The organism is Actinacidiphila sp. bgisy145 (genome assembly GCF_057708125.1).
This window is the reverse complement of record NZ_JBYIRL010000002.1, coordinates 241,446-265,727: the sequence shown is the minus strand read 5'-3', so window position 1 is coordinate 265,727 and position 24,282 is coordinate 241,446. Positions and strand designations below refer to the sequence as shown.

The following is a 24,282-nucleotide window of genomic DNA, read 5'->3' as shown; positions in this document are numbered from 1 at the left end:
ACCGGCCGACGGGCCTGGCGAAGGTCAGCCGATGAAGTCGGACAGGTCCTTCACCAGGGCGCCCTTCGGCTTGGCGCCGACGATGGTCTTGACGACCTCGCCGCCCTTGTAGACGTTGAGCGTCGGGATCGACATGACGCCGTACTTGGCGGCCGTCACCGGGTTCTCGTCGATGTTGAGCTTCACGATGGTGATGGCGTCCGCGTGCTCCGCGGCGATCGCCTCGAGCGACGGGGCGATCTGGCGGCACGGGCCGCACCACTCGGCCCAGAAGTCGACCAGTACGGGCTTGTCGCTGGCGAGGACCTCCTGCGCGAAGGTTGCGTCGGTCACGGGCTTGGGCTTGGTGCTGCCCGCGGTGTTCTCGGCCACGGTGGGCCTCCTCAGTTTCGGGTGCGGATGGAGGGTCAGAAAGCGCTGACGCGAGGTCAGGCGGTCTTCTCGGCGTCGGAGAGCGCGGCGAGGTAGCGCTCGGCGTCCAGCGCGGCCGAACAGCCGGTGCCGGCCGCGGTGATCGCCTGACGGTAGGTGTGGTCCACCACGTCGCCCGCGGCGAAGACCCCGGGGACGTTGGTGCGGGTGGTCGGCGACTGGACAGTGAGGTACCCCTCGGCGTCCAGGTCGAGCACGCCCTTGAACAGCTCGGTCCGCGGGTCGTGGCCGATCGCGATGAACAGCCCGGTGACCGGCAGCTCGGAGGTCTCGCCGGTCTTCGTGTTCCGCAGCGTCAGGCCCGCGAGCTTGCCCTCGCCCTTGATCTCCTTCACCTCGCTGTCCCAGACGAAGGAGATCTTCGGGTCGGCGAACGCCCGCTCCTGCATCGCCTTGGACGCCCGCAGGGTGTCCCGGCGGTGCACGATCTTCACCGACGACGCGAACCGCGAGAGGAAGGTCGCTTCCTCGATCGCGGTGTCGCCACCGCCGATGACGGCGATCTCCTGGTCGCGGAAGAAGAAGCCGTCGCAGGTGGCACACCATGAGACGCCGCGGCCGGAGAGCTGGTCCTCGTTGGGCAGGTTCAGCTTGCGGTGCTGCGAACCGGTGGTCACGATGACCGCCCGTGCCCGGTGGACCGTCCCGGCCGAGTCGGTGACCGTCTTGATGTCACCGCTGAAGTCGACTGCGACGATGTCGTCCGGGATCAGCTCCGCGCCGAACCGCTCGGCCTGGGCCCGCATGTTGTCCATCAGGTCGGGTCCGAGGATGCCGTCCCGGAACCCGGGGAAGTTCTCCACCTCGGTGGTGTTCATGAGCGCTCCACCCGCGGTCACGGAGCCTTCGAAGACCAGCGGGTTGAGAGAGGCACGCGCCGTGTAGAGCGCCGCGGTGTAACCCGCGGGCCCTGAGCCGATGATGATCACATTACGGACGTCGGTCACGGATGTCTTCCTCGTCTCTGCGAACTGCTGCGGGGCCCTGGCTGGACTCTCGTCCTGCCTAACGGATACTACGGGCCGCGCATTCCCCTGTCGGTACGCCGCTCGTGCGCGCCCTCGGGGCCGGGGCGGAGGCGCCCTATCGTCGCGGATAGGTGCTCTGGAAGAGCACGGTGCCCGGACTGCCGGCCGAACACGAGGCATCGACGACATACGCGTCCACCTGGCTGCTGTCGGCCGGGTGCGGCAGCACCACGAGATAGGACGCGGTGCCCTGGAAGCGGTCGGCGCCGACCGCCAACGGCGTCTCGCTCCGCTGTGTGGCCTTGAGCACGCAGGAGGGCGCGTCGGTCCCGTTCTGGTCCTGCTTCTGCCCGTGGCTCGGTGTGCCCGCCTCCGGACCGGTGCCGTTCCCCTCGATCATCGGGGTGTTGCCGAGATCGGGTGCCACGGTCGTGCCGCCGTCACCGCCGGCGGCACGGTTCGGCGAGTAGGGCGTGGCGAGCAACTGCCGCACCTGCTCCTCGATCGACCCCGACACCTGAGCGGAGGCCACCCGCCGGGCATCGGACGTGCTGGAACCCTCGCTTGACGAGCTTCCGGCCGACACCACGCCGTAGACGACGCCGCCGAGCACCACTGCACCGGCCGCCAAGCCGGCCGCAAGCACGATGCTCCGGCGCCGTGTCCGGCCGGCCCGTCCGGGACCCGTGCCCGCGGCAGGACGACCGTCCGGGGCCGCGGGGAAGGTCGATGTTCCACGTGGAACACGACTCGCCCCACCCGCCGACGTTCCACGTGGAACATCGCGCTGGGGAACGTCGGCCGCGCTGCTTTCGGCCGCCGCCTCGACGACCAGGGCCGCGTCGATGCGGGCAGCCACGTCCGCGGGCATGGGCTCGGGCACCGGAAGCTCCCCGAGCAGCCCGCTGATCTCGGTGAGGGCGGTCAGCACGTCGGCGCAGGTCGGGCAGCCCGCCAGATGCCGACGGACCTGTGCCGCCTGCTCCGGTGGAAGCAGGTCTTCGGTCAGATCGGAGATCTCCGCGACCTCGGGATGTCCCCCGTTCTCGGGTGCCGATGTCATCGGTGTCCACCTCCGTCCTGCGTCGAGCCTGTCGGTGGGACGGCTGTCCCCTCCGCCCGGTTCCGTCCGCTCCCGGCGGCGGACCGCGGCCCGGGTGGGCGGTCGACGGGCGGACCGTCCGCGGCGGACCGGTCACCCGCGGCGGACCGGTCGCCCGCGACGGACGCGGCCGGCGACGGCGGCTGTGCCGCCCCGGCCCGCAGATGGCTCAGGAGCGGCAGCAGCCTGGCCCGGCCGCGGGCACAGCGGCTCTTCACGGTGCCGACCGGTACGTCCAGGACTGCGGCGGCCTCGGCGACGGGATAACCCTGCATGTCGACGAGAACCAGGGCGGCGCGCTGCTCCACCGGGAGTGTGGCGAGCGCCGCCAGCAACTCCCGGTGCAACTCACCGCGCTCCGCCGGTGCCTCCGCGGACTCGTGCGGCTCGAGGAGAGCGTCGAGGTGCTGCTCGTCCGCGACCGGCGACGTACGGCGGGAGGCGGCCCGGCGCACCCGGTCCAGGCAGGCGTTCACGGTGATGCGGTGCAGCCAGGTGGTGACGGCCGACTGGCCCCGAAAGGTGTGGGCGGAGCGGAAGGCGGACACCAGGGCGTCCTGGACCGCGTCAGCGGCTTCCTCCCGGTCCCCCAGGGTGCGCAGGGCGACCGCCCAGAGCCGGTCCCGGTGACGCCGTACCAGCTCCCCGAAGGCGTCGGGATCGCCCGCGACATGACGGGCCAGAAGCTCGGCGTCACCGAGCGCGCTTCCCTCCACCGCAGGCCCCCTCATCCGCCGACCGTCGAGTGATCAGCTGCCCGTGACGTGGACCTCGGACACCTGGCCGCGGAAGTGGCCGTCCGAGGTGGGCGGCAGCGCGGTGAGCCAGACCAGCAGGAAGCGGGCGGACACCTTGCTGCTCGGGGTGAGCGTCACCTCGGTGCCGCTCCCACTGGCGACCTTGCTGAAGGCGCTGAAGTCGGTCGGCATCGTAGAAGTCGATGCGGGCGCCGCCATCAGGTCCACCGACGTCTGCCCGAGGAAGTCCACCTTCACGTTGCTGACGTTCTTGGTGCTGCCCAGGTCCAGGATGAGCCCCACCCCGGACTTGAGGTTCCCGAAGTGCGCGTCGGTGTACCAGCTGGTCTCCCAGGAGGTCGACGCCTTGCCGTCGTAGGCGAACTTGACCGAGTCCGGGTTCTCGCTGCCGTCCGAGCCGAACGGGTCGTAGTCCTTGGCCGTGGCGATGGTGAGCGGTCCGGCGGTCGGTCCTGTCTGCGCCTGGCCGCCCTTCTGGCTGGTGGGCGTGGGAGTGGCGGAGCCGCCCTCCCGGGACTGGAGGGTGTCCGCGAGCTGCCAGCTGCCCAGGCCGATGGCGACGATCAGCAGCGCGGCCACGGCCCACTTGAGCGCCTGCCCGGTGCGGCCGGGCAGTGCGGGCGGCGGTCCGGCCGGCACCGGCGCCTGGCGGGGGGCACGGGGGCCCGGCGGTGCGGGGGGCCGCTGGAGCGCCGCCACACCGTAGGCCGGCGAGGGCTGCTCCGGCGGCCGGACACGCGGCAGGCCCGCGACGGCCTTGGCCAGCTCCTCGGGGGTAGTGCAGGGCGGCTCCTCGCGGGAGGCGGTGGCACCGTCGTTGGCGAGGGCGCGCATCGCGATCTCCGACAGGCCGCGGTGGACGCCGGCCCGGACCTGGTCCGGCGCGATCAGCCCGACGCCCTTGGGCAGGCCGGTCAGGCCGTGCTCGTCCTCCTCGTAGGGCCAGCGCTGGGTCAGCGCGGCGTACAGCAGCGCGCCGATCGCCTCGGTGTCCTGCCGGCGCGGCTGGTCCGAGGTGATGCCGCGCAGGGCGGCCGCGACGGCGAGGCCGCGGATGCGGTACTGGCCGGAGACCGTGCGCAGCACCGCGCCGGGGTCGAGCCGCAGGTGCGACAGGCCCTCGCGGTGGGCGGCCGCCATGCCCTGGGAGACCTGGCTGACCATCTGGTAGGCCTCGTGGGCCTCCAGCGGGCCGGTCCTGAGCAGGTCGGCCAGCGAGGTGGCGTCGGGCAGCCACTCGTGGATCACGTAGACGAGGTCGTTGTCCTCGACGGCGTCGAGGACCTGGACGAAGCGGGGGTCGCCGAGCAGTGCGGCGGAGCGGGCCGCGGCCATCACCGGGCGGGCCTGCGGGTGGTCGGCGGGCAGCACATGCACCCCGACCGCCCGGCGCAGCTTCTCGTCGACCGCGCGCCAGCTGCTGAAGCCGTCGACCCGGGTCACGCACTCGGCGAGCTGGTAGCGGCGGGCGAGCTTGTGGCCGCTGTGCAGATCGGGGGCGGCGATCCGGGGCTTGGCAGGGGTCGGTGCGGGCGCGGACGGCGCGCCCGCGGTCCTGGTGGCGGCCTTGGTCGCACTGCCGGCGGCGAGATGCCGGGCCGGTTCGGCCGGCTCGGACGCTTCGGCGGCTTCAGGTTCGTCGTCGGCCGCGGCGTCGAACTGCACGGTGTCCTGCGCTGTGCTCTCGCTCGGCGGCCCCGCGATCGGTTCGACGGCGGGCTTGGTGTCGGGCTGCTCCTGGGCTGTGGTGTCCTCGGCGGTGCCGCTGGTCTGCTCGTCCGTCGTGGTGCCGTCGGGAGTGCCGCCCTGCCGGGCGGAGGATGAAGCCTCGCCGCCCTCGTTGGCCACTCCGACGGCGGCCGTGCTCCGATCCGCCACCGTCGTTCCTGCCTCCCCATCCATTGCACGTTCTCACGTCACGCCGATGACAATTGTGCCCGCACTCCGGCTCTCTGCACGACACACAGTCCACCGAGAAGGTTGTGCGGGAGGGAAGAGGAACGCCCATCCGGTCCGTCAGCGGCCCAGACGGCCGCGCACCATCCCGATCATCGCGGTCATCTCCTCGATCCTCATCCGCTTCGCCGCGATCACGAACACGCCCATCATCAGCCCGCCGCCGACGACGAGGGCGGCCAGCGAGCCGGCCGCGCCCCCGCCGAGCGCCTTGAGGATGACGATCACCGCGATCCCCGCCAGCACCGCCGCAGGCAGGCAGGCGCCGGCCAGCCGGGCGTAGGTGCGCATCACCCTTCTCCCGTCCAGGTCGCCCTGCAGACGGGCCCGCAGCCGCTTGGCGGCCACCCCGACCCCGACCGCGTACGCGAGGCCGTAGGAGAAGGCCATGCCGACCACGGCCCAGCGGGTGGGCAGCACCAGGAAGGCGACGACGGAGGCGAGCGCGTTCACCGCGGCCACCACCACCGTGTTGTAGAAGGGGGTGCGGGTGTCCTCGAAGGCGTAGAACCCGCGCAGGATCACGTACTGGGCCGAGAACGGGATCAGCCCGACGCCGAACGCCATGACGGTGAAGCCGATGTTGCGGGCGGACTCGGCACCGGTGCTGGCGTACAGCAGGCCGCACATCGGCACGCCCAGCGCCAGGAACGCGAAGCCGGCGGGCACGATCGCCACCGCCGAGGTCCGCAGGCCGTAGGAGATGTCGTCGCGGACCGACGCGATGTCGCCGTCGGCCGCCGCCCGGGAGATCCGCGGCAGCACCGCCGCCATCACCGAGACGGTGATGATGGCCTGCGGCATCTGCCAGATCAGCAGGGCGTTGTTGTAGGCGGTGATGCCGGTGCCCTGGTAGCCGCTCTTGTCGGCGTCCGCGCCCGCCCAGGTGGCGAGCTCGGTGACGACGATCAGGCCCGCCTGGTTGGCCAGCACGAAGAAGAACGTCCACTTGGCGAGCTTGGCGGTGTGTCCCAGGCCGTGGCCGCGCCAGTCGAAGCGCGGCCGGAACTTGAAGCCCGCGTCCCTCAGGTACGGCAGCATCGACACCGACTGGACCACCAGGCCCAGCAACGTGCCCAGGCCGAGGAGCCGGACGCCCTGCGACGTGATCGTGCCGGAGTCCATCCGCGTGCTGCTGAAGGGGCCGTAGACCCAGATGAACATCACGAAGGTGAAGATCACCACGACGTTGTTGAGCACGGGGGTCCACATCATGGCCCCGAACCGGCCGCGGGCATTGAGCACCTGGCCCATCACCACGTGGACGCCCATGAAGAAGATCGTCGGCAGGCAGTAGCGGGCGAAGGCGATCGCCACGTCGTACGAGTCCGGGTTCTGCGCGATCTTCGGGGACATCAGCTTGATCAGCAGCGGCGCCCCGGCCACCGTGACGGCCACGATGCCGCCCAGCGCCACCATGACGACGGTCAGCAGCCGGTTGGCGTACGCCGAGCCGCCGTCCGCGTCGTTCTTCATCGCGCGGGCCAGCTGCGGCACGAAGACGGAGTTCAGGCCGCCGCCGATGGTGAGGATGTAGATCATCGTCGGCAGCGTGTTGGCGACCGCGTACGAGTCGCCGAGGGTGGCCACGCCGATCGCGGCGGCGATGACCAGGGTGCGCACGAAGCCGGTCACCCGGGAGACGAGGGTGCCTGCGGCCATGAGCGCGCTGGACTTGAGGATGTTGCCGGCCTTGCCGCCGGTGGCGGCGGGCGCGACGACGGGGATCGGGCCGGTGGCGTCGCGCGGCGGCATCTGCATGGTGCCGTCCGCGGGGGCGCCGGCCGGCGCCCCCGCGGGCACGGGCTGCCCGGGCTGCGGCTGGTACGCCGGGGCGTACCGGGGATCGGCCTGCCGCGGATCGGCGTATCCGGCCCCGGTGCCCTGGCCGTACTGCGTGGGGCCCGGCTGCTGGGGGTCGGCGTAGCCCTGCTGCCCGTAGGGGTGGTCGCCCTGGTAGGTCGTCGGCTGGCCGTACGGCTGCTCCTCGTACCCGGGCTGGGCGTAGCCGGCGGCCTCGCCCGGGGCCTGCGGGTAGCCGTAGGACTGGTCGTAGCCCGGCTGCTGGGGCTGCTGGTAGTAGCCCTGCGGGTCCTGCGGCTGCTGGTACGCCTGCTGGTAGCCCTGGCCCTGCTGCTGCGGGTCCTGCTGCGCGGGGTAGCCGCCCTGCTGCTGGTCGCGGAAGAGGTGCTCGTAGGAGTCGAAGACGGGGAGCGCGCCGGTCTGCCCGAGGTCGTCGACGTAGAGCGAGGCGGGGTTGTCGCCGTAGGTCATCGGCTGGTAGCCGGCCGGCTGCCACTGCTGGCCGCCGTGCTGCTGCTGCGCCTGCGGGTTGTACGGGTACTGCTGCTGGTGCTGCTGCGGGGCCGCCGGCCGGCCGTACTGGTCGTACTGGCCGTACTGGTCGTAGAACTGGTCGCCGGAGGGGCCGGGCCCCGCGGGGCCCGGCTGGGGGTACTGCTGCTGCGGGTACGGCTGCTGGTAGGCGTAACCGTCCTGCGCATAGGGATCGGGTGGCGCGGGGTGCTGGCCGGGCGTGTGAGGCATCTGGCCCGCAGCGTCGCGGTCACCGTCGTACGGCGCGTTCATCAGTGCCCCACCTTATTGTCCGCTGGCTACCCGTCCACTTTCTCACCTGCCGGGGACGGCTCGGTGCTGTCCTGGCCGGTGTCAGCTGCAGGGTCACCCGGGTGCTCGGGGCTGGTGCCGTCGGTGTCACCACCGTCGTCGCCGTCCGCTCCGCCGCCGGTGCCGCCGTTCGCGCCGCCTTCGGCGGCCGCGTGCCGCTTGCGCTGACGATAGATCCGTACCCCGGCGAGCACCAGGAGCAGCAGACCGGCCGCGATGATCAGCATCACCAGGTCGGTGACGTTGGTGAGCTGGACCTTGAAGTCCACGGTGTCGCCGTACAGCGCGCCGCTCTGGGTGTAGAGGTGTGCGGTGATCTGCGCCGGACCGTTGGCGCTCGCCGTGGTCTGGAACTTCAGGGTACGGGTATGGCCGCCGTCGATGGTGATCGGCTGCTGGGGGTCCTTGATCTTGAGCCGGATGTTGGAGTTCGAGCTGAGCCGCAGCACCAGGCCGTTGATCTGCTGCCCCAGCTCGTTCTTCACGGTCACCGGGATGGTGCCGCTGCGGCCGGAGAGCGTGAGATCGGACTTCTGCAGGATGTGGACCGAGCCGATCAGGTCGGTGAGATAGGTGCCGACCGAGTCGCGGTACGCCTTCTCCCCGGAAGCTTCGCCGCGCCACCCGGTGGAGGTCGCCCGCAGCATCGCGTTGCGGAACGGCACGGTCACGCGGTCCTTGATGGTGAGGATCACCACGAAGTCGTTGAGGTTGACCTGGACCTGGTGCAGCTGCCGGAACGCGTCGGTGGGCAGCTCCTGCTTGCGCAGCGACTTCGGGTAGGAGCTCGACGAGGGCACTTTGTGGTTGGCCCGCGGGTCGGCGGTCGCCTTCACCGCGCTGCCGTAGTCGGACGAGTCGGCCCACTGGCTGCCGTCCGCCGCGTCGATCGCGGTCGCCATCGCCTTGGCCTGCGCGATGCTCGGCGTCCGCTGCGGCGCCACCACGATGCTGCGCTGGGTGTCCGGCGCCTCCAGGGTGATCAGCAGGCTCTGCGCGAGGTAGTCCTGCACCGCGAGGGTGGAGCTCTGCTGCGTGCCCATGTCGCCGTCGAAGGCCGTGGACAGCGCCGCGTCGGTGTTCACCGCGGTGGTGCCGCTCCCGATCGAGCGGGCCGAGGTCGGGGTGTAGTCGAGGCTCGCGTGCTCCCGCAGGGAGTCGTTGCGGGTGATGATCTGCTTCGCTCCGGAGGAGCGCGCCACGGACACCACGGACGAGTCGATCGCGCCGTCGACCGGCCAGGCCACGTTGGTGACGGACTGCACACCGAGGATGAGGTCGACCGTGGTCTTGCCGAGCGCGGTGCCGGTCTTCACCAGGTCGAGGTCGCTGGTCGTGCCCTTGGCGTGGTGGGCGAGCGAGGCGATGTCCGGGTCGCCGAACGGCAGCGCCACCACCTGGTGCCCTGCGACCGCCGACTTGAGTGAGTTCAGCCACTGCTTGGCGACCGCCGAGCCGGTGCCCTGGGTGGGGTTGGTGACGTCGCCGCCGGAACCGGCCACCCGGTAGGGCTTCGTCATCGCCTCGACGGTGGCCAGCAGGTCCGGGTCGACGACCCAGGTGACCGGCAGGGTGCTGCCGAGCTTGACCATCTGGCCGAGCCGACCGGCGGGCTTCAGCTCCTTCACCAGGTCGTCATCGGTGAAGATCGGGCTCTGCTGGGAGTCGCTGTCGCCGCGCGGGTCGATGTGCGGCCGGTCGGTCAGCGGCCACAGGTTGGTGAGCTTGGTCGCCTTGGCGCCGCCGCTGTTGCCGTACCAGGGCAGGAAGATCCGCTTGATGCCGACGACGTGGTCGGCGGCCACGTCGGCGTTCTGGCCGTCCAGGGCGATGCCGACGACGTACACGCCCCCGGAGTCGCCGAAGTAGAGGGCGCTCACCGGGATCTTCATGGTGAACGGCGCGCTCTGCCCGGGCGCCAGGTCCGGCATGTCGACCTGGTGGCCGTTGATGTCCTTGCCGTCCAGGGCGACGTCGAAGCCGGTCCTGGACTCCTCGCTCTCCAGCGCGCTGCGCGTGTGCACCGCGCCGCCGGGCGCCACGTGGGCGGCCATCCGCGCGTCGGTGATCTTGGACTTGCCGTTGTTCACGACGCTGCCGCGCACCGTGATCGTGCTGCCCGAGGTCGGGATGCGCGGGCTCAGGTCGTCGATGGTCACCGCGGCCGCACGTGAGCCGGTGGCGGCCGTCGCGGCGAGTTCCGGGACGGCGTGCGAGGCGGTGGCTCCCACGGCCTGCAGCAGGCCCGTGAGGAGCGCGGCTCCGGCAAGCAGTGCTGTGCCCCGCAGCCACCGCCGGCGCGGTGCCGTCGGAGCCCTACCGGCTGCCTGTGCCGCCTCGCCCACGCGCTCGCCCGTCCCTTGTTCGTCGTCTGCCGGTGAGTGCCACCGGTCGGTCGTCCGTATGTGTTGTGCGTCCTGCGGAAGTGCGTGGTGGCATGTTAACGATCGCGGGGGTGTCCAAGTGCCCGGCGTCCGCCACAGATAGGCCACAGCTCCCGGGAAACCGGCGCGCGGGCGCCCGCCCGGGCCCCGTACCCTTTGACGTTGTGCCGAACGTCAGCAATGCCGCCCAGTCCCCGCAGGCCCACCACCGCGTCGAGCCGGTGGCCGAAGAGCTCGGCGGGCTGTTCAGCGCCGCCGGCTTCCAGCTCGCCCTCGTCGGCGGCTCGGTCCGGGACACCCTGCTCGGCCGGCTCGGCAACGACCTGGACTTCACCACGGACGCCCGGCCCGAGCAGGTGCTGAAGATCCTGCGGCCGTGGGCGGACGCGGTGTGGGAGGTCGGTATCGCCTTCGGCACGGTCGGCGCCCGCAAGGACGTGCCCGCCGCCGGGGACGGCCGTCCCCGGAGCTTCCAGATCGAGGTCACCACCTACCGGTCGGAGGTGTACGACCGGACCTCGCGCAAGCCTGAGGTGTCCTACGGCGACACCATCGAGGAGGACCTGGTCCGTCGGGACTTCACGGTGAACGCCATGGCCGTGGCGCTGCCCGAGACCCGGTTCGTCGACCCCCACCACGGCCTGGACGACCTGGCCGCACGGGTGCTGCGCACACCGGGCACCCCCGAGTCGTCGTTCTCCGACGACCCGCTGCGGATGCTGCGGGCCGCCCGGTTCGCCGCGCAGCTCGACTTCGAGGTGGCCCCCGAGGTGGTCGCCGCGATGACGGCGATGGCCGACCGCATCACGATCGTCTCCGCGGAGCGGGTCCGGGACGAGCTGAACAAGCTGCTGCTGTCCGACCACCCCCGCAAGGGCCTGCGGCTGCTGGTGGACACCGGCCTCGCCGACCAGGTGCTGCCCGAGCTGTCGGCACTGCGGCTGGAGCGTGACGAGCACTTCCGGCACAAGGACGTCTACGAGCACACCCTGACGGTGCTGGAGCAGGCGATCGACCTGGAGACCGACGGCCCCGACCTGGTGTTGCGGCTGGCCGCGCTGCTGCACGACATCGGCAAACCCCGTACCCGGCGCTTCGAGCCGGACGGCCGGGTCTCCTTCCACCACCACGAGGTGGTGGGCGCGAAGATGACCAAGTCCCGGATGACGAAGCTCAAGTACCCCAACGAGCTGGTGAAGGACGTCTCCCGGCTGGTCGAGCTGCACCTGCGCTTCCACGGCTACGGCAGCGGTGAGTGGACCGACTCGGCCGTGCGCCGCTACGTGCGCGACGCCGGCCCGCTGCTGGAGCGGCTGCACAAGCTGACCCGTTCCGACTGCACGACCCGCAACAAGCGCAAGGCGGCGGCGCTGGCCCGCACGTATGACGGGCTGGAGGCGCGCATCGCGGAGCTGCAGGAGCAGGAGGAGCTGGACGCGATCCGGCCGGATCTGGACGGCAACCAGATCATGGCGATCCTTGGGGTGCCGCCCGGGCCGGTGGTCGGGAGGGCGTACCAGCACCTGCTGGAGCTGCGGCTGGAGAACGGCCCGCTCGGCGAGGACGCGGCCGTGGCGGCGCTCAAGGAGTGGTGGGCGGCGCAGGGCTGATCCCTTGCGCGGCCGACGGCCGGCGGCCGCAGTGGACGACAGGCCCCAAGCATCCGACGGGTCGATGTTCCACGTGGAACATCGACCCGTTTTCACGCCTCCCTGCGGTGCCGCCTGCCGCCTGCCGCCTGCCGCCTGCCGCCCTGCCTCGCGCCGCGCCCCCGCGCCTCAGCCGCTCTCCTCCGCTTCATGTTCCACGTGGAACATCACCGGCCGATGCTGCCGATGTTCCACGTGGAACATCGCGTAGCCGACCGACGCGTAGATCAGGGCCAGGGCGACCACCAGCGCCGGTGACCGGCCGTCCGACGGCAGGATCAGCGCGGAGATCGCGGCGGCGCCGACGAAGGCGACGTTGAACGCCACGTCGTACAGCGAGAAGACCCGGCCGCGGTAGGTGTCGTCGACGTGGGTCTGTACGACCGTGTCCGTGGCGATCTTCGCGCCCTGTGTGGTGATCCCGAGCGCGAAGGCGGCCACCATCATCGGGGCCCGGGTGAAGGGCAGCGCCAGCGGCGGCAGCAGGACCGCGGAGGCGGCCGAGCAGAGGGTGATCCACCGGCTGGTGCCGAACCGGACGGTCGCCCAGGGGGTGATGGCCGCGGCGACGAGGAAGCCGGCGGCGGACAGGCCGAGCGCGACACCGAGCAGTGCCAGACCGGCGTCGCTGTCGGACGGGTCGGACCAGGCGTAGCGGCAGAGCATCAGCAGTGTGACGGTCAGGGCGCCGTAGCAGAACCGCATCGCCGTCATCGCGGAGAGCGCCGAGCGGGCGGCCGGTCGCTGCCGCAGGTGCCCCAGTCCCGCGGCGAGGCCGCGCGCGGTGCCGGCGAGTTCGGCGAGCACCCGGGTCCGGCCGCTGCGGAGGTCCGGGCCGAGCAGGTCGCGGCCGAGGGTGAGCGCGGACAGGCCCGCGCACAGATAGAGCGCGGCGGCCAGCAATACGGTGGCCGCGTCGGCGCCCGCTCCCGCGGCGTGGAAGAGGTGCACCACGAACGCGGCGCCGCCGCCTACCGCGGCGGCGAGCGTGCCCGCTGTGGGGGACAGGGAGTTCGCCGTCACCAGGCGCTCGCCGTCCACCACCCGCGGCAGCGCGGCGGACAGTCCGGCGAGTACGAACCGGTTGACGCCGGTGACCGACAGGGCGGACAGGTAGAAGAGCCAGTCCGGCACATGGAGCAGGATCAGCCCGGCGGTGCCGCAGGACAGCACGGCCCGCAGCGCGTTGCAGTACAGCAGCACCTGGCGCCGCCGCCAGCGGTCGAGCAGCACACCGGTGAACGGGCCGAGCAGCGAGTACGGCAGCAGCAGTACCGCCATCGCGGAGGCGACCGCCCCGGGCGACGCCTGCTTCTCGGGCGAGAAGACCACGTAGGCGGCCAGCGCGACCTGGAAGACGCCGTCGGAGAGTTGCGACAGCAGCCGTACCGCCAGCAGCCGCCGGAAGTCCGGCAGCCGCAGCAGCACCCGAAGGTCACGCAGAACACCCATGTGCACACCTTCACACGACGGACAGAGCCCCGGGGACGTGCCCCGGGGCTCTGCTCAGTCGATCGGGTCGGTCCACCGACCGTCACATCGTCGTCCCACCGGCCACCGTTTCAGCGTGCACTGCTGCCGGACGGTGGCGGGCGGTACGGACCGGACGGGGTGTCAGCGCTCGACCTCACCGCGGATGAACTTCTCGACGTTCTCGCGGGCCTGGTCGTCGAAGTACTGCACCGGCGGGGACTTCATGAAGTACGAGGACGCCGACAGGATCGGGCCGCCGATGCCGCGGTCCTTGGCGATCTTCGCGGCGCGCAGCGCGTCGATGATGACGCCGGCGGAGTTCGGGGAGTCCCAGACCTCGAGCTTGTACTCCAGGTTCAGCGGGACGTCGCCGAACGCGCGGCCCTCGAGGCGGACGTACGCCCACTTGCGGTCGTCGAGCCACTGGACGTAGTCGGACGGGCCGATGTGCACGTTCTTGGCGCCGAGGTCGCGGTCGGGGATCTGCGAGGTGACGGCCTGCGTCTTGGAGATCTTCTTGGACTCCAGGCGCTCGCGCTCGAGCATGTTCTTGAAGTCCATGTTGCCGCCGACGTTCAGCTGCATGGTGCGCTCCAGGACCACACCGCGGTCCTCGAAGAGCTTCGCCAGCACGCGGTGCGTGATGGTGGCGCCCACCTGGGACTTGATGTCGTCGCCGACGATCGGCACACCGGCCTCGGTGAACTTGTCCGCCCACTCCTTGGTGCCCGCGATGAAGACCGGGAGGGCGTTGACGAAGGCGACCTTGGCGTCGATGGCGCACTGGGCGTAGAACTTCGCCGCGTCCTCGGAGCCGACCGGCAGGTAGCAGACCAGGACGTCGACCTTGCGGTCCTTGAGGATCTGGACGACGTCGACCGGGGTCTCGTCGGACTCCTCGATGGTCTCGCGGTAGTACTTGCCGAGACCGTCGAGGGTGTGGCCGCGCTGGACCGTCACGCCCGTCTGCGGGACGTCGGCGATCTTGATGGTGTTGTTCTCGCTGGCGCCGATGGCGTCGGCGAGGTCGAGGCCGACCTTCTTCGCGTCCACGTCGAAGGCGGCGACGAACTCGACGTCACGCACGTGGTACTCACCGAACTGCACGTGCATGAGACCAGGCACCTTGCTGTCCGGTTCGGCGTCCTTGTAGTACTCGACACCCTGCACCAGCGAGGTGGCGCAGTTGCCCACGCCGACAATGGCTACGCGGACCGAACCCATACCGGTTGCTCCTTGTGAAATAGTCACGCGGTTCCCCGATCCCGGGTCGGCCGCCGTTCTCTTGGTTGTTGTCTAGACGTCCCGCTCGGAGGCCGGGCGCTCCACGCGTCCGGCCCGCTCGGTCTCGATCAGCTCGTTGAGCCACCGGACCTCGCGCTCGACCGATTCCATGCCGTGCCGCTGGAGCTCGAGCGTGTAGTCGTCGAGCCGCTCGCGGGTGCGGGCCAGTGACCCGCGCATCTTCTCCAGGCGCTCTTCCAGGCGGCTGCGCCGCCCTTCGAGCACCCGCATCCGGACGTCCTTCGACGTCTGGCCGAAGAAGGCGAACCGGGCGGCGAAGTGCTCGTCCTCCCAGGCGTCCGGGCCGGAGTTGGAGAGCAGCTCCTCGAAGTGCTCCTTGCCCGCGGCCGTCAGCCGGTAGACGATCTTCGCTCGGCGGCCGGCGAGGGGCGCGGTCAGCGGGTCGCCGTCCAGCGCGGATTCCTCGATCAGCCACCCCTGGGCGACCAGCAGCTTCAGACACGGGTACAACGTCCCGTAGCTGAAGGCGCGGAACACCCCGAGCGATGTGTTGAGCCGCTTGCGCAGCTCGTAGCCGTGCATCGGGGACTCACGCAGCAGACCGAGAACCGCGAACTCGAGGATTCCGGAGCGCTTGCTCAATCCCTCGTCCCCTCGTCTCCCGATCGGATGTGCTGCGTGTGTGTCGACCCGATGTATCGAGCCGATACATCGTGACGATAGAACGGGCCGAGACATCATGCAAGGCGGGTTACGGTGACCGGCGTCACATCGGCAAACCTGTGAGCAGCCAACTGCCCGATATGTGACGAATGTTCGCGCCGAGCGGCATTTGACCGTGCGTACTCTGTTCGCCATGCGGAGCACCGGGAACCCCGCGGCGTCAGGACGCGTCATGATCCTTGGTGCAGTGCGGCCCGATCCAGCCGCGCGCAGGGGGACCCGACCGGAATGTCACCGATGCCTTCAGGCGATCCCGCCTGTCGAGGAGTAGCTGTTCAATGAGCGAGCACCGTCGCAAGCCGCCGCAGTCGCCGTCAGGCGGCCGTGCTGCCGCCCGGCGCGGGGGACAGCAGCCGCCGACGCCCCCTCCCCCGGGTGGCAGGCGCGCCGCTGGAGGGCCCCCGCCCGGAGACACCCCGCAGGCCGGCGGTGCGTACTCCTCGTCGTCGCCGTCCGGCGGCGTGGGCGGCGGCGTGGGCGGCGGCGACGAGCCGCAGCAGCCGTACGAGGGGCGCGCGGCCGCCCGCCGGGCCGCTCAGGGGCGCGGCAAGGGCGGCCGGCGCCGTGCGGCACCCGGTGGCGGCGCCGCGGCCGGCAGTGCGAGCGGCCCCGGCGGGCGCGGCGGCCGCCGCCCGGGCAAGAAGCGGTTCATCGACTACCCCCGCTACGGCAAGGTGGGGTGGCGCCACTGGATGCCGTCCTGGCGCCAGGTCGCGGCCCTGTGCGTGGGCTTCGTCGGCGGGCTGGTCGGGCTGATCGGGATCGCGTACGCCATGGTGAGCGTGCCCAACGAGAACCTCGCCGCCCAGGCGCAGAACAACGTCTACTACTGGGCCGACGGCAGCCAGATGATCGCGACCGGCGGTGAGGTCAACCGCCAGAACATCACGATCGACGAGATCCCCCAGGCGATGCAGAACGCGGTGATCGCCGGCGAGAACAAGACGTTCGAGACCGACCGCGGCATCGACCCCAAGGGCATCGCCCGCGCACTGGTCAACATGGCCAAGGGCGGCGAGACCCAGGGCGGCTCGACCATCACCCAGCAGTACGTGAAGAACACCCGGCTCGACCAGCAGCAGACCCTCAGCCGGAAGTTCAAGGAACTCTTCATCTCGATCAAGGTCGGGGCGACGATGAAGAAGTCCGAGATCATGGAGGGCTACCTCAACACCTCCTACTTCGGCCGCGGCGCCTACGGCATCCAGGCGGCGGCCCGCACGTACTACGGCGTCGACGCCATCAAGCTCAACCCGAGCCAGTGCGCCTTCCTCGCCGCGCTGCTCAAGGGCCCGACGTACTACGACCCCGCCGGCAACACCAGCATCGACCCGATCGCCACGGCGGCGAGCAACAAGAAGAACTCGATGATCCGGTGGAAGGACATCCTCGACCTCGAGGTCAAGGACAAGCTGATGTCCGCCACCGACCGGGCGAAGTACACCACCTACCCGATGCCCGACCCGGTCAAGCAGAACGCGCAGATGGCCGGGCAGATCGGCTACATGGTCAACCTCGCCAAGAGCTACGTGATCAACAACAAGATCCTCACCGCGGACCAGTTGGCCCAGGGCGGCTACCAGATCCACACCACCTTCCAGAAGAAGAAGGTGGACGCGATGGAAGCCGCGGTCAAGAAGGTGCAGAAGCAGTACATCAAGCCCGGTGGCACCCACGTGGTCAACGGCGAGGACATGGACAAGTACGTCCAGTTCGGCGGCGCCTCGGTGAACCCGTCGGACGGCGCGATCGTGGCCATCTACGGCGGCACCGACGCCACCAAGCACTTCACCAACAACGCGGACGAGACCGGTGCCCAGGTCGGTTCGACGTTCAAGCCGTACGTGCTGGCCGCGGCGATGACCTACGGCGTCCGAGATCCCTCGGGGCCGGCCACCCAGAGTGTGAGCGAACGGACCCTGGTCTCGCCGGACAGCGTCTTCAGCGGTAAGGACAACCAGCTCATCGACGACTACACGGGCAAGCCGTGGGTGGGCTACGACAAGGACAACAAGCCGTTCCAGTGGCGCCAGCCCAACGACGACGGCGACGACTACGGCCGGGTCACCCTGCGCGTGGCCCTCGACAAGTCGCTGAACTCGCCCTACGTCCAGCTCGGCCAGGACGTCGGCACGGACAAGGTGCACGACGCCGCGATCTCCGCCGGGCTGGTCGCCGACGCCTCCAACGGCCTGGACGACTACAAGAACAGCGTCACGTACTCCATCGGCACCTCCTCGCCCAGCGCGATCCGGATGGCCGACGGCTACGCCACGTTCGACAACCAGGGCCGGCAGAACGACCCGTACTCGGTGTCCACGGTCGTCCACAACGGCAAGCAGATCTACAAGCACCAGCTCCAGACCAAGGTCGCCTTCTCCCCGACGGTCGCGGACACCATCACCGGCATGCTCACCGACGTGGTCAAGAAGGGCACCGGTACCCCCGCGCAGCTGCCCGACGGGCGGCCCGCGGCGGGCAAGACCGGTACCACCGACGACAACAAGTCGGCCTGGTTCGACGGCTACACCCCGCAGCTGTCCACCTCGATCGTGATGTTCCGCCGCGACGACCAGGTGCACAACGGCAAGCAGAACTCCTTCCTCGCGATGTACGGCACCGGTGGCGCCCAGAAGGTGCACGGTGACTCCTTCCCGGCGCAGATCTGGAAGGACTACATGACCTCCGCGATGGCCGGTCAGCCGAAGAAGGACTTCGAGAAGCCGTCGGAGGAGATCGGCAAGATCATCTACGGCAACGTGTCGAGCCCGACGCCCACGCCGACGATGACCACCCCGCCGACCACCACGATGACCACCCCGCCGACGACACCCCCGACCACCCCGCCCTCGCCGACCGACTCGCCCACGCCGTCGGACACCCCGACCACGCCGTGCACCTCCATCTTCGGCTGCCCGAGCTCGCCCACCACGTCACCGACCACCAGCGACACCGGCGGCGGCAGCAGCACCGGGACGAGCAACGGCGGGACCAACGGCAACGGGAACGGCGGTACCGGCCGCGGGGGGACCACCAGCACGCAATGACCCACCCGGCAGTGAGGACCCGGCTGTGACGCCCCGGCGGTGACGCCGGCACCGAACAGCCGGTGCAGGACCCCGAGAGCCCCCGGGACCGTGACGACCGTGACGGTACCGGGGGCTCTCGCGTACACAGTCCGGTACGGCAGGATGGCGCCATGACGAGCGTGCGCTACCGAGCAGACGACGACCGGCGGCGGGCCGCCGTCCGCCCCACGGACGAGGACCCGGTGGCCGCGGCGGGCAGTGAGCTCATCGGTGGTCCGGCCGGCCGCTGGGCGCTCGCCGGGCACTCCTGGTGGAACCCGCTGCGGATCATGGTGCTCGTGGTGATCGCCATGTTCGCGCTCGGCATGGCGCAGAAAGCGTCCTGCTACTCGGGCGGCTGGTTCCAGCCGCCGCCCGGCGACCTCCAGTACGCGCACGCCTGCTACTCCGACATCCCGCACATGTACACCCAGCGCGGCTTCGGCGCCGACCTGGTGCCGTACTTCGACCGCATCCCCGACACGCTCAGCGGCTCGGCGGACATCCACTACCTCGAGTACCCGGTGCTGACCGGGCTGTTCATGGAAGTGGCCTCCTGGCTGACCCCGCCCGGCTCGGGGCAGCACAGCGCGCAGGTGTTCTGGATCGCCAACTCCGGGATGCTGATGGTCTGCGCGGTCGCGCTGGTGGTGTGCGTGGCCCGTACCAACCGGCGGCGCCCGTGGGACGGCCTGTTCGTCGCCCTGTCCCCCGCGCTCGCGCTGACCGCCACCATCAACTGGGACCTGTTCGCGGTGGCGTTGGCGGCCGGCGGGCTGCTGGCGTGGTCGCGCAGCCGCCCGGGCCTGGCCGGTGTGCTGATCGGGCTGGCCGCCGCCGCGAAGCTCTACCCGGTGCTGCTGCTCGTCGCGCTCTTCCTGCTCTGCCTGCGGGCGGGCCGGATGCGGGAGTTCGGCCGCACCACGGGCGCCGCGATCGCCGCGTGGCTGGTGGTGAACCTGCCGGTGATGGCCCTCGCGCCGCACGGCTGGGCGCAGTTCTACACCTTCAGCAAGGACCGCGGCACGGACTACGGCTCCCTGTGGATGATCGTCCGGGACCGCTCCGGCGACACGCTCGACGGCGTCAACGAGTACGGCATCGCCCTGATGCTGCTGCTGTTCGTGGGCATCGCCGCGCTCGCGCTGTACGCCCCGCGCCGCCCGCGACTGGGCCAGTTGAGCTTCCTGGTGGTCGCCGCCCTGCTGATCAGCAACAAGGTCTACTCGCCGCAGTACGTGCTGTGGCTGCTGCCGCTGGCGGTGCTCGCCCGGCCGCGCTGGCGCGACCTGGCCATCTGGCAGGGCGCGGAGGTGCTGTACTTCCTCGGCATCTGGTACCGGCTGGCGTACCTCAACAGCGCCAAGCACCACGGCCTGACCGCCGACGCGTACCACCTGGCGATCGGCGTGCACCTGCTCGGCGTGCTCTACCTGTGCGCGCTGGTGGTCCGCGACATCCTGCGCCCGGAGTACGACGTGCTGCGGCAGGACGGCTCCGACGACCCGGCCGGCGGGGTGCTGGACGGCGCCGAGGACGTCTTCGTCCTCGGCTCACCCGTGCACGAGCCCCAGCACGCGTCGGCGCCGCCGGTGCCGTACGCCGACGGCGGGCCCCGTCCCGAGGGCGGGCCGTACGGCGGCTGAGCGCCCGTGTGCGGCTCCGGCGGGCCCTGGGGCGGGGCCAGCGGGGTCTGCGGGGCCGGCCGGGGCCGGTGGGCCGATGAGCCGCTGGGGCCGGCGACGCGTCAGGCGGACTGGCGGTCCACGATGCGGTCGAACTGGGTGGTGGTGTGCCGCAGGTGCGCCACCAGCTCGTCACCGACCGCGGGCGGCGCCACGTCGCTGGGCAGGAACAGGATCGACACCTGCATGTGGGGCGGCTCGGCGAACCACCGCTGCTTGCCCGCCCACACGAACGGCGACAGGTTGCGGTTGACCGTGGCCAGCCCGGCCCGGGCCACGCCCTTGGCGCGCGGCATCAGCCCGTGCACCGCCTTCGGCGCCTCCAGGCCCACCCCGTGCGAGGTGCCGCCCGCGACCACCACCAGATGCCCGTCGGCGGCCGCCCTCTCCTGCCGGTAGCCGTAGCGCTCGCCCTTGGCGATCCGGGTGACGTCCAGGACCGCGCCGCGGTACTCCGTGGCGTCGTGGTCGCCCAGCCACATCAGCGTGCCGATCCGCGCCCGGAACCGGGTCTGCGGGAACTGCTGCTGGAGCGCGGCCAGTTCGGACGCGGTGAGGTGGCTGACGAACATCGTGTGCAGCGGCAGCCGGGCCGCCCGCAGCCGCTCCATCCAGCCGAAGACCTCCTCCACCGCGTCGGTCCCGTCGGTACGGTCCAGCGGCAGGTGGATGGCGAAGCCCTCCAGGCGCACGTCGTCGATCGCGGTGTGCAGCTTGACCAGGTCGTCCTCGGAGACGCCGTGCCGCCGCATCGAGCTCATCACCTCGATCACCACGCGCGCGCCGACCAGGCCGCGCACGCCCTCCACCGAGGAGACCGACCGGATCGCCCGGTCCGGCAGCGGCACCGGCTCCTCGCCGAGCCGGTACGGGGTGAGCACCAGCAGGTCGCCGCCGAAGTAGTCCTTGATCCGGGCGGCTTCGTACGTGGTGCCGACCGCGAGCATGTCGGAGCGCAGCCGGGTCGCCTCGTCGGCGAGCCGTTCGTGGCCGAAGCCGTAGCCGTTCCCCTTGCAGACGGGCACGATGCCCGGGAACTGGTCGACCACGGACCGCTGGTGCGCACGCCAGCGTGTGGTGTCGACGTAGAGGGTGAGCGCCATAGCCTGGTCAGGACCTTTCTTCGGTGCTCCGCCCGGAACCGGTCCGGACGGAGAGTCGGCCGGTCAGCGGCGCGACATGTAGATGTCGAGTGCCTTGTGGAGCAGCTTGTTGAGCGGGAAGTCCCACTCGCCCAAGTATTCGGCAGCCTGGCCGCCGGTGCCCACCTTGAACTGGATCAGGCCGAAGAGATGGTCCTTGTCGTCCAGCGAGTCGCTGATGCCGCGCAGGTCGTAGACGCTGGCGCCCATCGCGTACGCGTCGCGCAGCATGCGCCACTGCATGGCGTTGGACGGGCGGACCTCGCGCTTGTGGTTGGCCGACGCTCCGTAGGAGTACCACACGTGCTGCCCCACGGTCAGCATGGTGGCCGCGGCGACCGCCTCGCCCTCGTGCACGGCCAGGTACAGCCGCATCCGGTTGGGGTCCTCGCCGTTCAGCGTGTTCCACATCCGCTGGAAGTACGACAGCGGGCGCGGCCGGAAGTGGTCGCGGGTGGCGGTGATCTCGTAGAGGCTCTGCCACACCGGCAGGTCGTCGTAGCCGCCCTGGACCACCTGGACGCCGGCCTTCTCGGCCTTCTTGATGTTGCGGCGCCACAGCTGGTTGAAGCCCTTGAGGATGTCGTCCAGCGAGCGGTTCTCCAGCGGCACCTGGTAGACGTAGCGCGGCTGGACGTCACCGAAGCCGGCGCCGCCGTCCTCACCCTGCTGCCAGCCCATCCGGCGCAGCCGGTCGGCGACCTCGAAGGCGCGCGGCTCCACGTAGGTGGCCTCGACGTCGCGCAGCCGCAGGACGTTCGGGTCGGCGATGCCGGACTTGACCGCGCCGGCGTCCCAGCGGCGGATGATCACCGGCGGGCCCATCTTCACGGTGAACGCACCCTGCTGCTTGAGGTGCTTGAGCATCGGCTGCAGCCACTCGTCGAGGTTCGGCGCGTACCAGTTGATCACCGGGCCCTCGGGCAGGTACGCCAGGTACCGCTTCACCTTCGGGAGTTGGCGGTAGAGCACCAGGCCGACACCGACCAACTGCCCGGACGCGTCATCGAACCAGCCGAGGTTCTCCGAACGCCACTCGTTCTTCACATCGGCCCATGCCGGGACCTGGCAGTGGCTCGCCGAGGGCAGGCTCTGGATGTACGCCAGGTGCTGCTCGCGACTGATGGTCCTCAGGGACAGGCTCATACGGGGCGCTCCCCATGCTCCGACTGCGGGCTTTTGCTGGCCCGAAGCCTACTGCGGGAGGGGAGCGCCCCCGCTACTGCTCTAGGAGAAGCCGCCGTGCGCGACGCCCAGGTAGAAGCCGAGGGCGGACATCCCCAGGCCGATGATCAGGGCGAACCGCTCGGCGGTGGTGACCGAGATGTACTGCCCCCAGGCGCCGGTGAGGATGCCGGCCAGCCCGGTCACCGAGCTGACCAGGTGCATGCTGCGGAACCCGGCCGTGACGACCGCGACGACGCCGAGGACGACGGTGACCGTCAGGAGCGAGTTCTCCAGCGGGTGGCGCCTGCCGTCGGTGTTGAAGGTGAGGCGGTGGCGGGTCCGGGGCTCGGACGTCTGGGCTGTGTGCTGCTGTGCCATGGGGCACCTCCGTGATGGAGAGGTGGCGCAAGGTAGCGCCGGCCACACCCGATGTATACAGATTGGGGGCATAACCGGGCGGATTTCAACCCGGGGGACCGACCCGGGTACGCTGGGCGGTCTGCACCGGTACTTTCGCCGGGGTGCGGTGGCGCGGAAGCGCTGTCGGTGGCCCGCGCTACCGTTGCGACGCAAGCCAAACCCTCCTGCCACGGAAACGCCGTGGCCGCTGAGTCCAAAGGAGGTGGGTTCCCCTATGCGTCACTACGAGCTCATGCTCATTCTCGACCCCGATCTTGAGGAGCGCGCTGTCTCCCCGCTGATCGAGTCCTTCCTCGCCGTCGTCCGCAGTGGCGGCGGCAGCGTGGAGAAGGTCGACACCTGGGGCCGTCGTCGTCTCGCCTACGAGATCAACAAGAAGCCCGAGGGCATCTACTCGGTCGTCGACCTCAAGGCCACGCCCGAGGTCGTCAAGGAGCTGGACCGCCAGCTCAACCTGAACGAGTCGGTGCTGCGGACCAAGGTCCTGCGTCCGGAACTCCACTGATCCGGATCTCCCGGACCACCGAGTACCGGGCACGCCCGGACCGGACCACCGAGTAGCAGTCACCACCACCGCACCGCCCCCCAAGCAGTCGAGAGGTCATCCCAATGGCAGGCGAGACCGTCATCACGGTCGTCGGCAATCTCGTCGACGACCCCGAGCTGCGCTTCACCCCCTCCGGTGCGGCGGTCGCGAAGTTCCGCGTCGCGTCCACCCCCCGCACCTTCGACCGGCAGACCAACGAGTGGAAGGACGGCGAGAGCCTCTTCCTCACCTGCTCGGTCTGGCGCCAGGCGGCGGAGAACGTCGCCGAGTCGCTCCAGCGCGGTATGCGCGTCATCGTGCAGGGCCGGCTGAAGCAGCGGTCGTACGAGGACCGTGAAGGCGTCAAGCGGACGGTCTACGAACTGGACGTCGACGAGGTCGGCGCCAGCCTGCGCAGCGCCACCGCCAAGGTCACCAAGACCAGTGGCGGCGGCGGGCGCGGCGGCCAGCAGGGCGGCTACGGCGGCGGTGGTGGCGGTGGCCAGGCCGGCGGCGGAGGCGGCTGGGGCGGCCAGCAGGGCGGCGGGGCTCCCGCCGACGACCCCTGGGCCACCAGCGCACCGGCCGGCGGCCAGGGTGGCGGCGGAGGCAGCTGGGGCGGCGGCTCCGGTTCCTCCTCCGGCGGCGGCTACTCGGACGAGCCGCCCTTCTAGAGGGCGGACCCTCACACACTTCTTGAGCTCACAGGAGAGACACCATGGCGAAGCCGCCCCCGCGCAAGCCGAAGAAGAAGGTCTGCGCGTTCTGCAAGGACAAGACCGTGTACGTGGACTACAAGGACACGAACATGCTGCGGAAGTTCATTTCCGACCGCGGCAAGATCCGTGCCCGCCGCGTGACCGGCAACTGCACGCAGCACCAGCGTGACGTCGCCACCGCGGTGAAGAACAGCCGCGAGATGGCGCTGCTGCCGTACACCTCGACGGCGCGATAAG

Annotated in this window: 19 protein-coding genes; 6 read left to right on the top strand and 13 right to left on the bottom strand. The window is 70.7% G+C overall.

The genetic code is table 11. The annotated features are described in order from the left end of the window. Positions 1-24 precede the first annotated feature (24 nt). From trxA to AC3ERT_RS02865, 7 genes are all read right to left on the bottom strand, one after another. Positions 25-372 carry a thioredoxin gene (trxA, locus tag AC3ERT_RS02895; protein ID WP_335971794.1) on the bottom strand — a complete coding sequence of 116 codons (348 nt, stop codon included), beginning with the start codon at positions 370-372 and terminating at the stop codon, positions 25-27. Positions 373-428: 56 nt separating this feature from the next. Further along, the gene (gene trxB, locus AC3ERT_RS02890) at positions 429-1,379 is read right to left on the bottom strand and encodes a thioredoxin-disulfide reductase (protein WP_335971792.1); all 951 of its coding nucleotides are present in this window, start codon (positions 1,377-1,379) and stop codon (positions 429-431) included. Between the two features lie 136 nt (positions 1,380-1,515). Next, positions 1,516-2,463: an anti-sigma factor family protein gene (locus AC3ERT_RS02885; RefSeq protein ID WP_335971790.1), complete on the bottom strand. Its 948-nt coding sequence runs from the start codon at positions 2,461-2,463 to the stop codon at positions 1,516-1,518. Then, positions 2,460-3,233 (bottom strand): RNA polymerase sigma factor SigM, encoded by a 774-nt coding sequence (gene sigM / locus AC3ERT_RS02880; RefSeq protein ID WP_435172479.1) that lies wholly within the window; start codon positions 3,231-3,233, stop codon positions 2,460-2,462. Before sigM ends, AC3ERT_RS02885 begins: the two co-directional genes overlap by 4 nt. An 18-nt stretch (positions 3,234-3,251) precedes the next feature. Beyond that, positions 3,252-5,138 carry a protein kinase family protein gene (locus tag AC3ERT_RS02875; RefSeq protein ID WP_435172478.1) on the bottom strand — a complete coding sequence of 629 codons (1,887 nt, stop codon included), beginning with the start codon at positions 5,136-5,138 and terminating at the stop codon, positions 3,252-3,254. 138 nt (positions 5,139-5,276) lie between these two features. Then, positions 5,277-7,805 (bottom strand): murein biosynthesis integral membrane protein MurJ, encoded by a 2,529-nt coding sequence (murJ, locus tag AC3ERT_RS02870; RefSeq protein ID WP_435127405.1) that lies wholly within the window; start codon positions 7,803-7,805, stop codon positions 5,277-5,279. 26 nt (positions 7,806-7,831) lie between these two features. After that, positions 7,832-10,189 carry a DUF6049 family protein gene (locus tag AC3ERT_RS02865; protein WP_435172477.1) on the bottom strand — a complete coding sequence of 786 codons (2,358 nt, stop codon included), beginning with the start codon at positions 10,187-10,189 and terminating at the stop codon, positions 7,832-7,834. A gap of 203 nt (positions 10,190-10,392) precedes the next feature. On the opposite strand from AC3ERT_RS02865, the gene AC3ERT_RS02860 reads away from it, so the two are divergent. Next, positions 10,393-11,838: a CCA tRNA nucleotidyltransferase gene (locus AC3ERT_RS02860; protein ID WP_435127409.1), complete on the top strand. Its 1,446-nt coding sequence runs from the start codon at positions 10,393-10,395 to the stop codon at positions 11,836-11,838. A 168-nt stretch (positions 11,839-12,006) separates the two neighbouring features. Here AC3ERT_RS02860 and AC3ERT_RS02855 read toward each other — a convergent pair whose 3' ends face one another. The 3 genes from AC3ERT_RS02855 to AC3ERT_RS02845 form a co-directional block, all read right to left on the bottom strand. Next, on the bottom strand, positions 12,007-13,329 hold the full coding sequence (locus AC3ERT_RS02855; protein WP_335971776.1) for an MFS transporter: 1,323 nt from the start codon (positions 13,327-13,329) through the stop codon (positions 12,007-12,009). Between the two features lie 162 nt (positions 13,330-13,491). Next, the gene (locus AC3ERT_RS02850) at positions 13,492-14,574 is read right to left on the bottom strand and encodes an inositol-3-phosphate synthase (RefSeq protein ID WP_335971774.1); all 1,083 of its coding nucleotides are present in this window, start codon (positions 14,572-14,574) and stop codon (positions 13,492-13,494) included. Positions 14,575-14,646: 72 nt separating this feature from the next. Continuing rightward, positions 14,647-15,237: a PadR family transcriptional regulator gene (locus AC3ERT_RS02845; protein WP_335971772.1), complete on the bottom strand. Its 591-nt coding sequence runs from the start codon at positions 15,235-15,237 to the stop codon at positions 14,647-14,649. 359 nt (positions 15,238-15,596) lie between these two features. Here AC3ERT_RS02845 and AC3ERT_RS02840 point away from each other — a divergent pair, with 359 nt between their 5' ends. Together AC3ERT_RS02840 and AC3ERT_RS02835 are read left to right on the top strand one after the other, a co-directional pair. Further along, positions 15,597-18,365, top strand: coding sequence for a transglycosylase domain-containing protein (locus tag AC3ERT_RS02840; RefSeq protein ID WP_435172475.1), 2,769 nt, complete (start codon positions 15,597-15,599; stop codon positions 18,363-18,365). Between the two features lie 152 nt (positions 18,366-18,517). After that, positions 18,518-20,032 (top strand): glycosyltransferase family 87 protein, encoded by a 1,515-nt coding sequence (locus AC3ERT_RS02835; RefSeq protein WP_435172474.1) that lies wholly within the window; start codon positions 18,518-18,520, stop codon positions 20,030-20,032. Positions 20,033-20,133: 101 nt separating this feature from the next. Here AC3ERT_RS02835 and AC3ERT_RS02830 read toward each other — a convergent pair whose 3' ends face one another. The 3 genes from AC3ERT_RS02830 to AC3ERT_RS02820 all read right to left on the bottom strand — a co-directional run bounded on the left by AC3ERT_RS02830 (position 20,134) and on the right by AC3ERT_RS02820 (position 22,758). Beyond that, the gene (locus AC3ERT_RS02830; RefSeq protein ID WP_335971767.1) at positions 20,134-21,174 is read right to left on the bottom strand and encodes an alanine racemase; all 1,041 of its coding nucleotides are present in this window, start codon (positions 21,172-21,174) and stop codon (positions 20,134-20,136) included. 63 nt (positions 21,175-21,237) lie between these two features. Then, the gene (locus tag AC3ERT_RS02825; RefSeq protein ID WP_435172472.1) at positions 21,238-22,359 is read right to left on the bottom strand and encodes a lipid II:glycine glycyltransferase FemX; all 1,122 of its coding nucleotides are present in this window, start codon (positions 22,357-22,359) and stop codon (positions 21,238-21,240) included. A gap of 81 nt (positions 22,360-22,440) precedes the next feature. Then, on the bottom strand, positions 22,441-22,758 hold the full coding sequence (locus tag AC3ERT_RS02820) for a hypothetical protein (RefSeq protein WP_335971762.1): 318 nt from the start codon (positions 22,756-22,758) through the stop codon (positions 22,441-22,443). A gap of 256 nt (positions 22,759-23,014) precedes the next feature. On the opposite strand from AC3ERT_RS02820, the gene rpsF reads away from it, so the two are divergent. From rpsF to rpsR, 3 genes are all read left to right on the top strand, one after another. Beyond that, positions 23,015-23,305: a 30S ribosomal protein S6 gene (gene rpsF / locus AC3ERT_RS02815; protein WP_202234799.1), complete on the top strand. Its 291-nt coding sequence runs from the start codon at positions 23,015-23,017 to the stop codon at positions 23,303-23,305. A gap of 104 nt (positions 23,306-23,409) precedes the next feature. Beyond that, complete coding sequence (locus AC3ERT_RS02810) at positions 23,410-24,000, top strand: single-stranded DNA-binding protein (protein ID WP_435172470.1); 591 nt, start codon at positions 23,410-23,412, stop codon at positions 23,998-24,000. A 44-nt stretch (positions 24,001-24,044) separates the two neighbouring features. Next, positions 24,045-24,281, top strand: a complete 237-nt coding sequence (gene rpsR, locus AC3ERT_RS02805) for a 30S ribosomal protein S18 (RefSeq protein WP_031512678.1) — start codon at positions 24,045-24,047, stop codon at positions 24,279-24,281. Position 24,282: the final 1 nt, after the last annotated feature.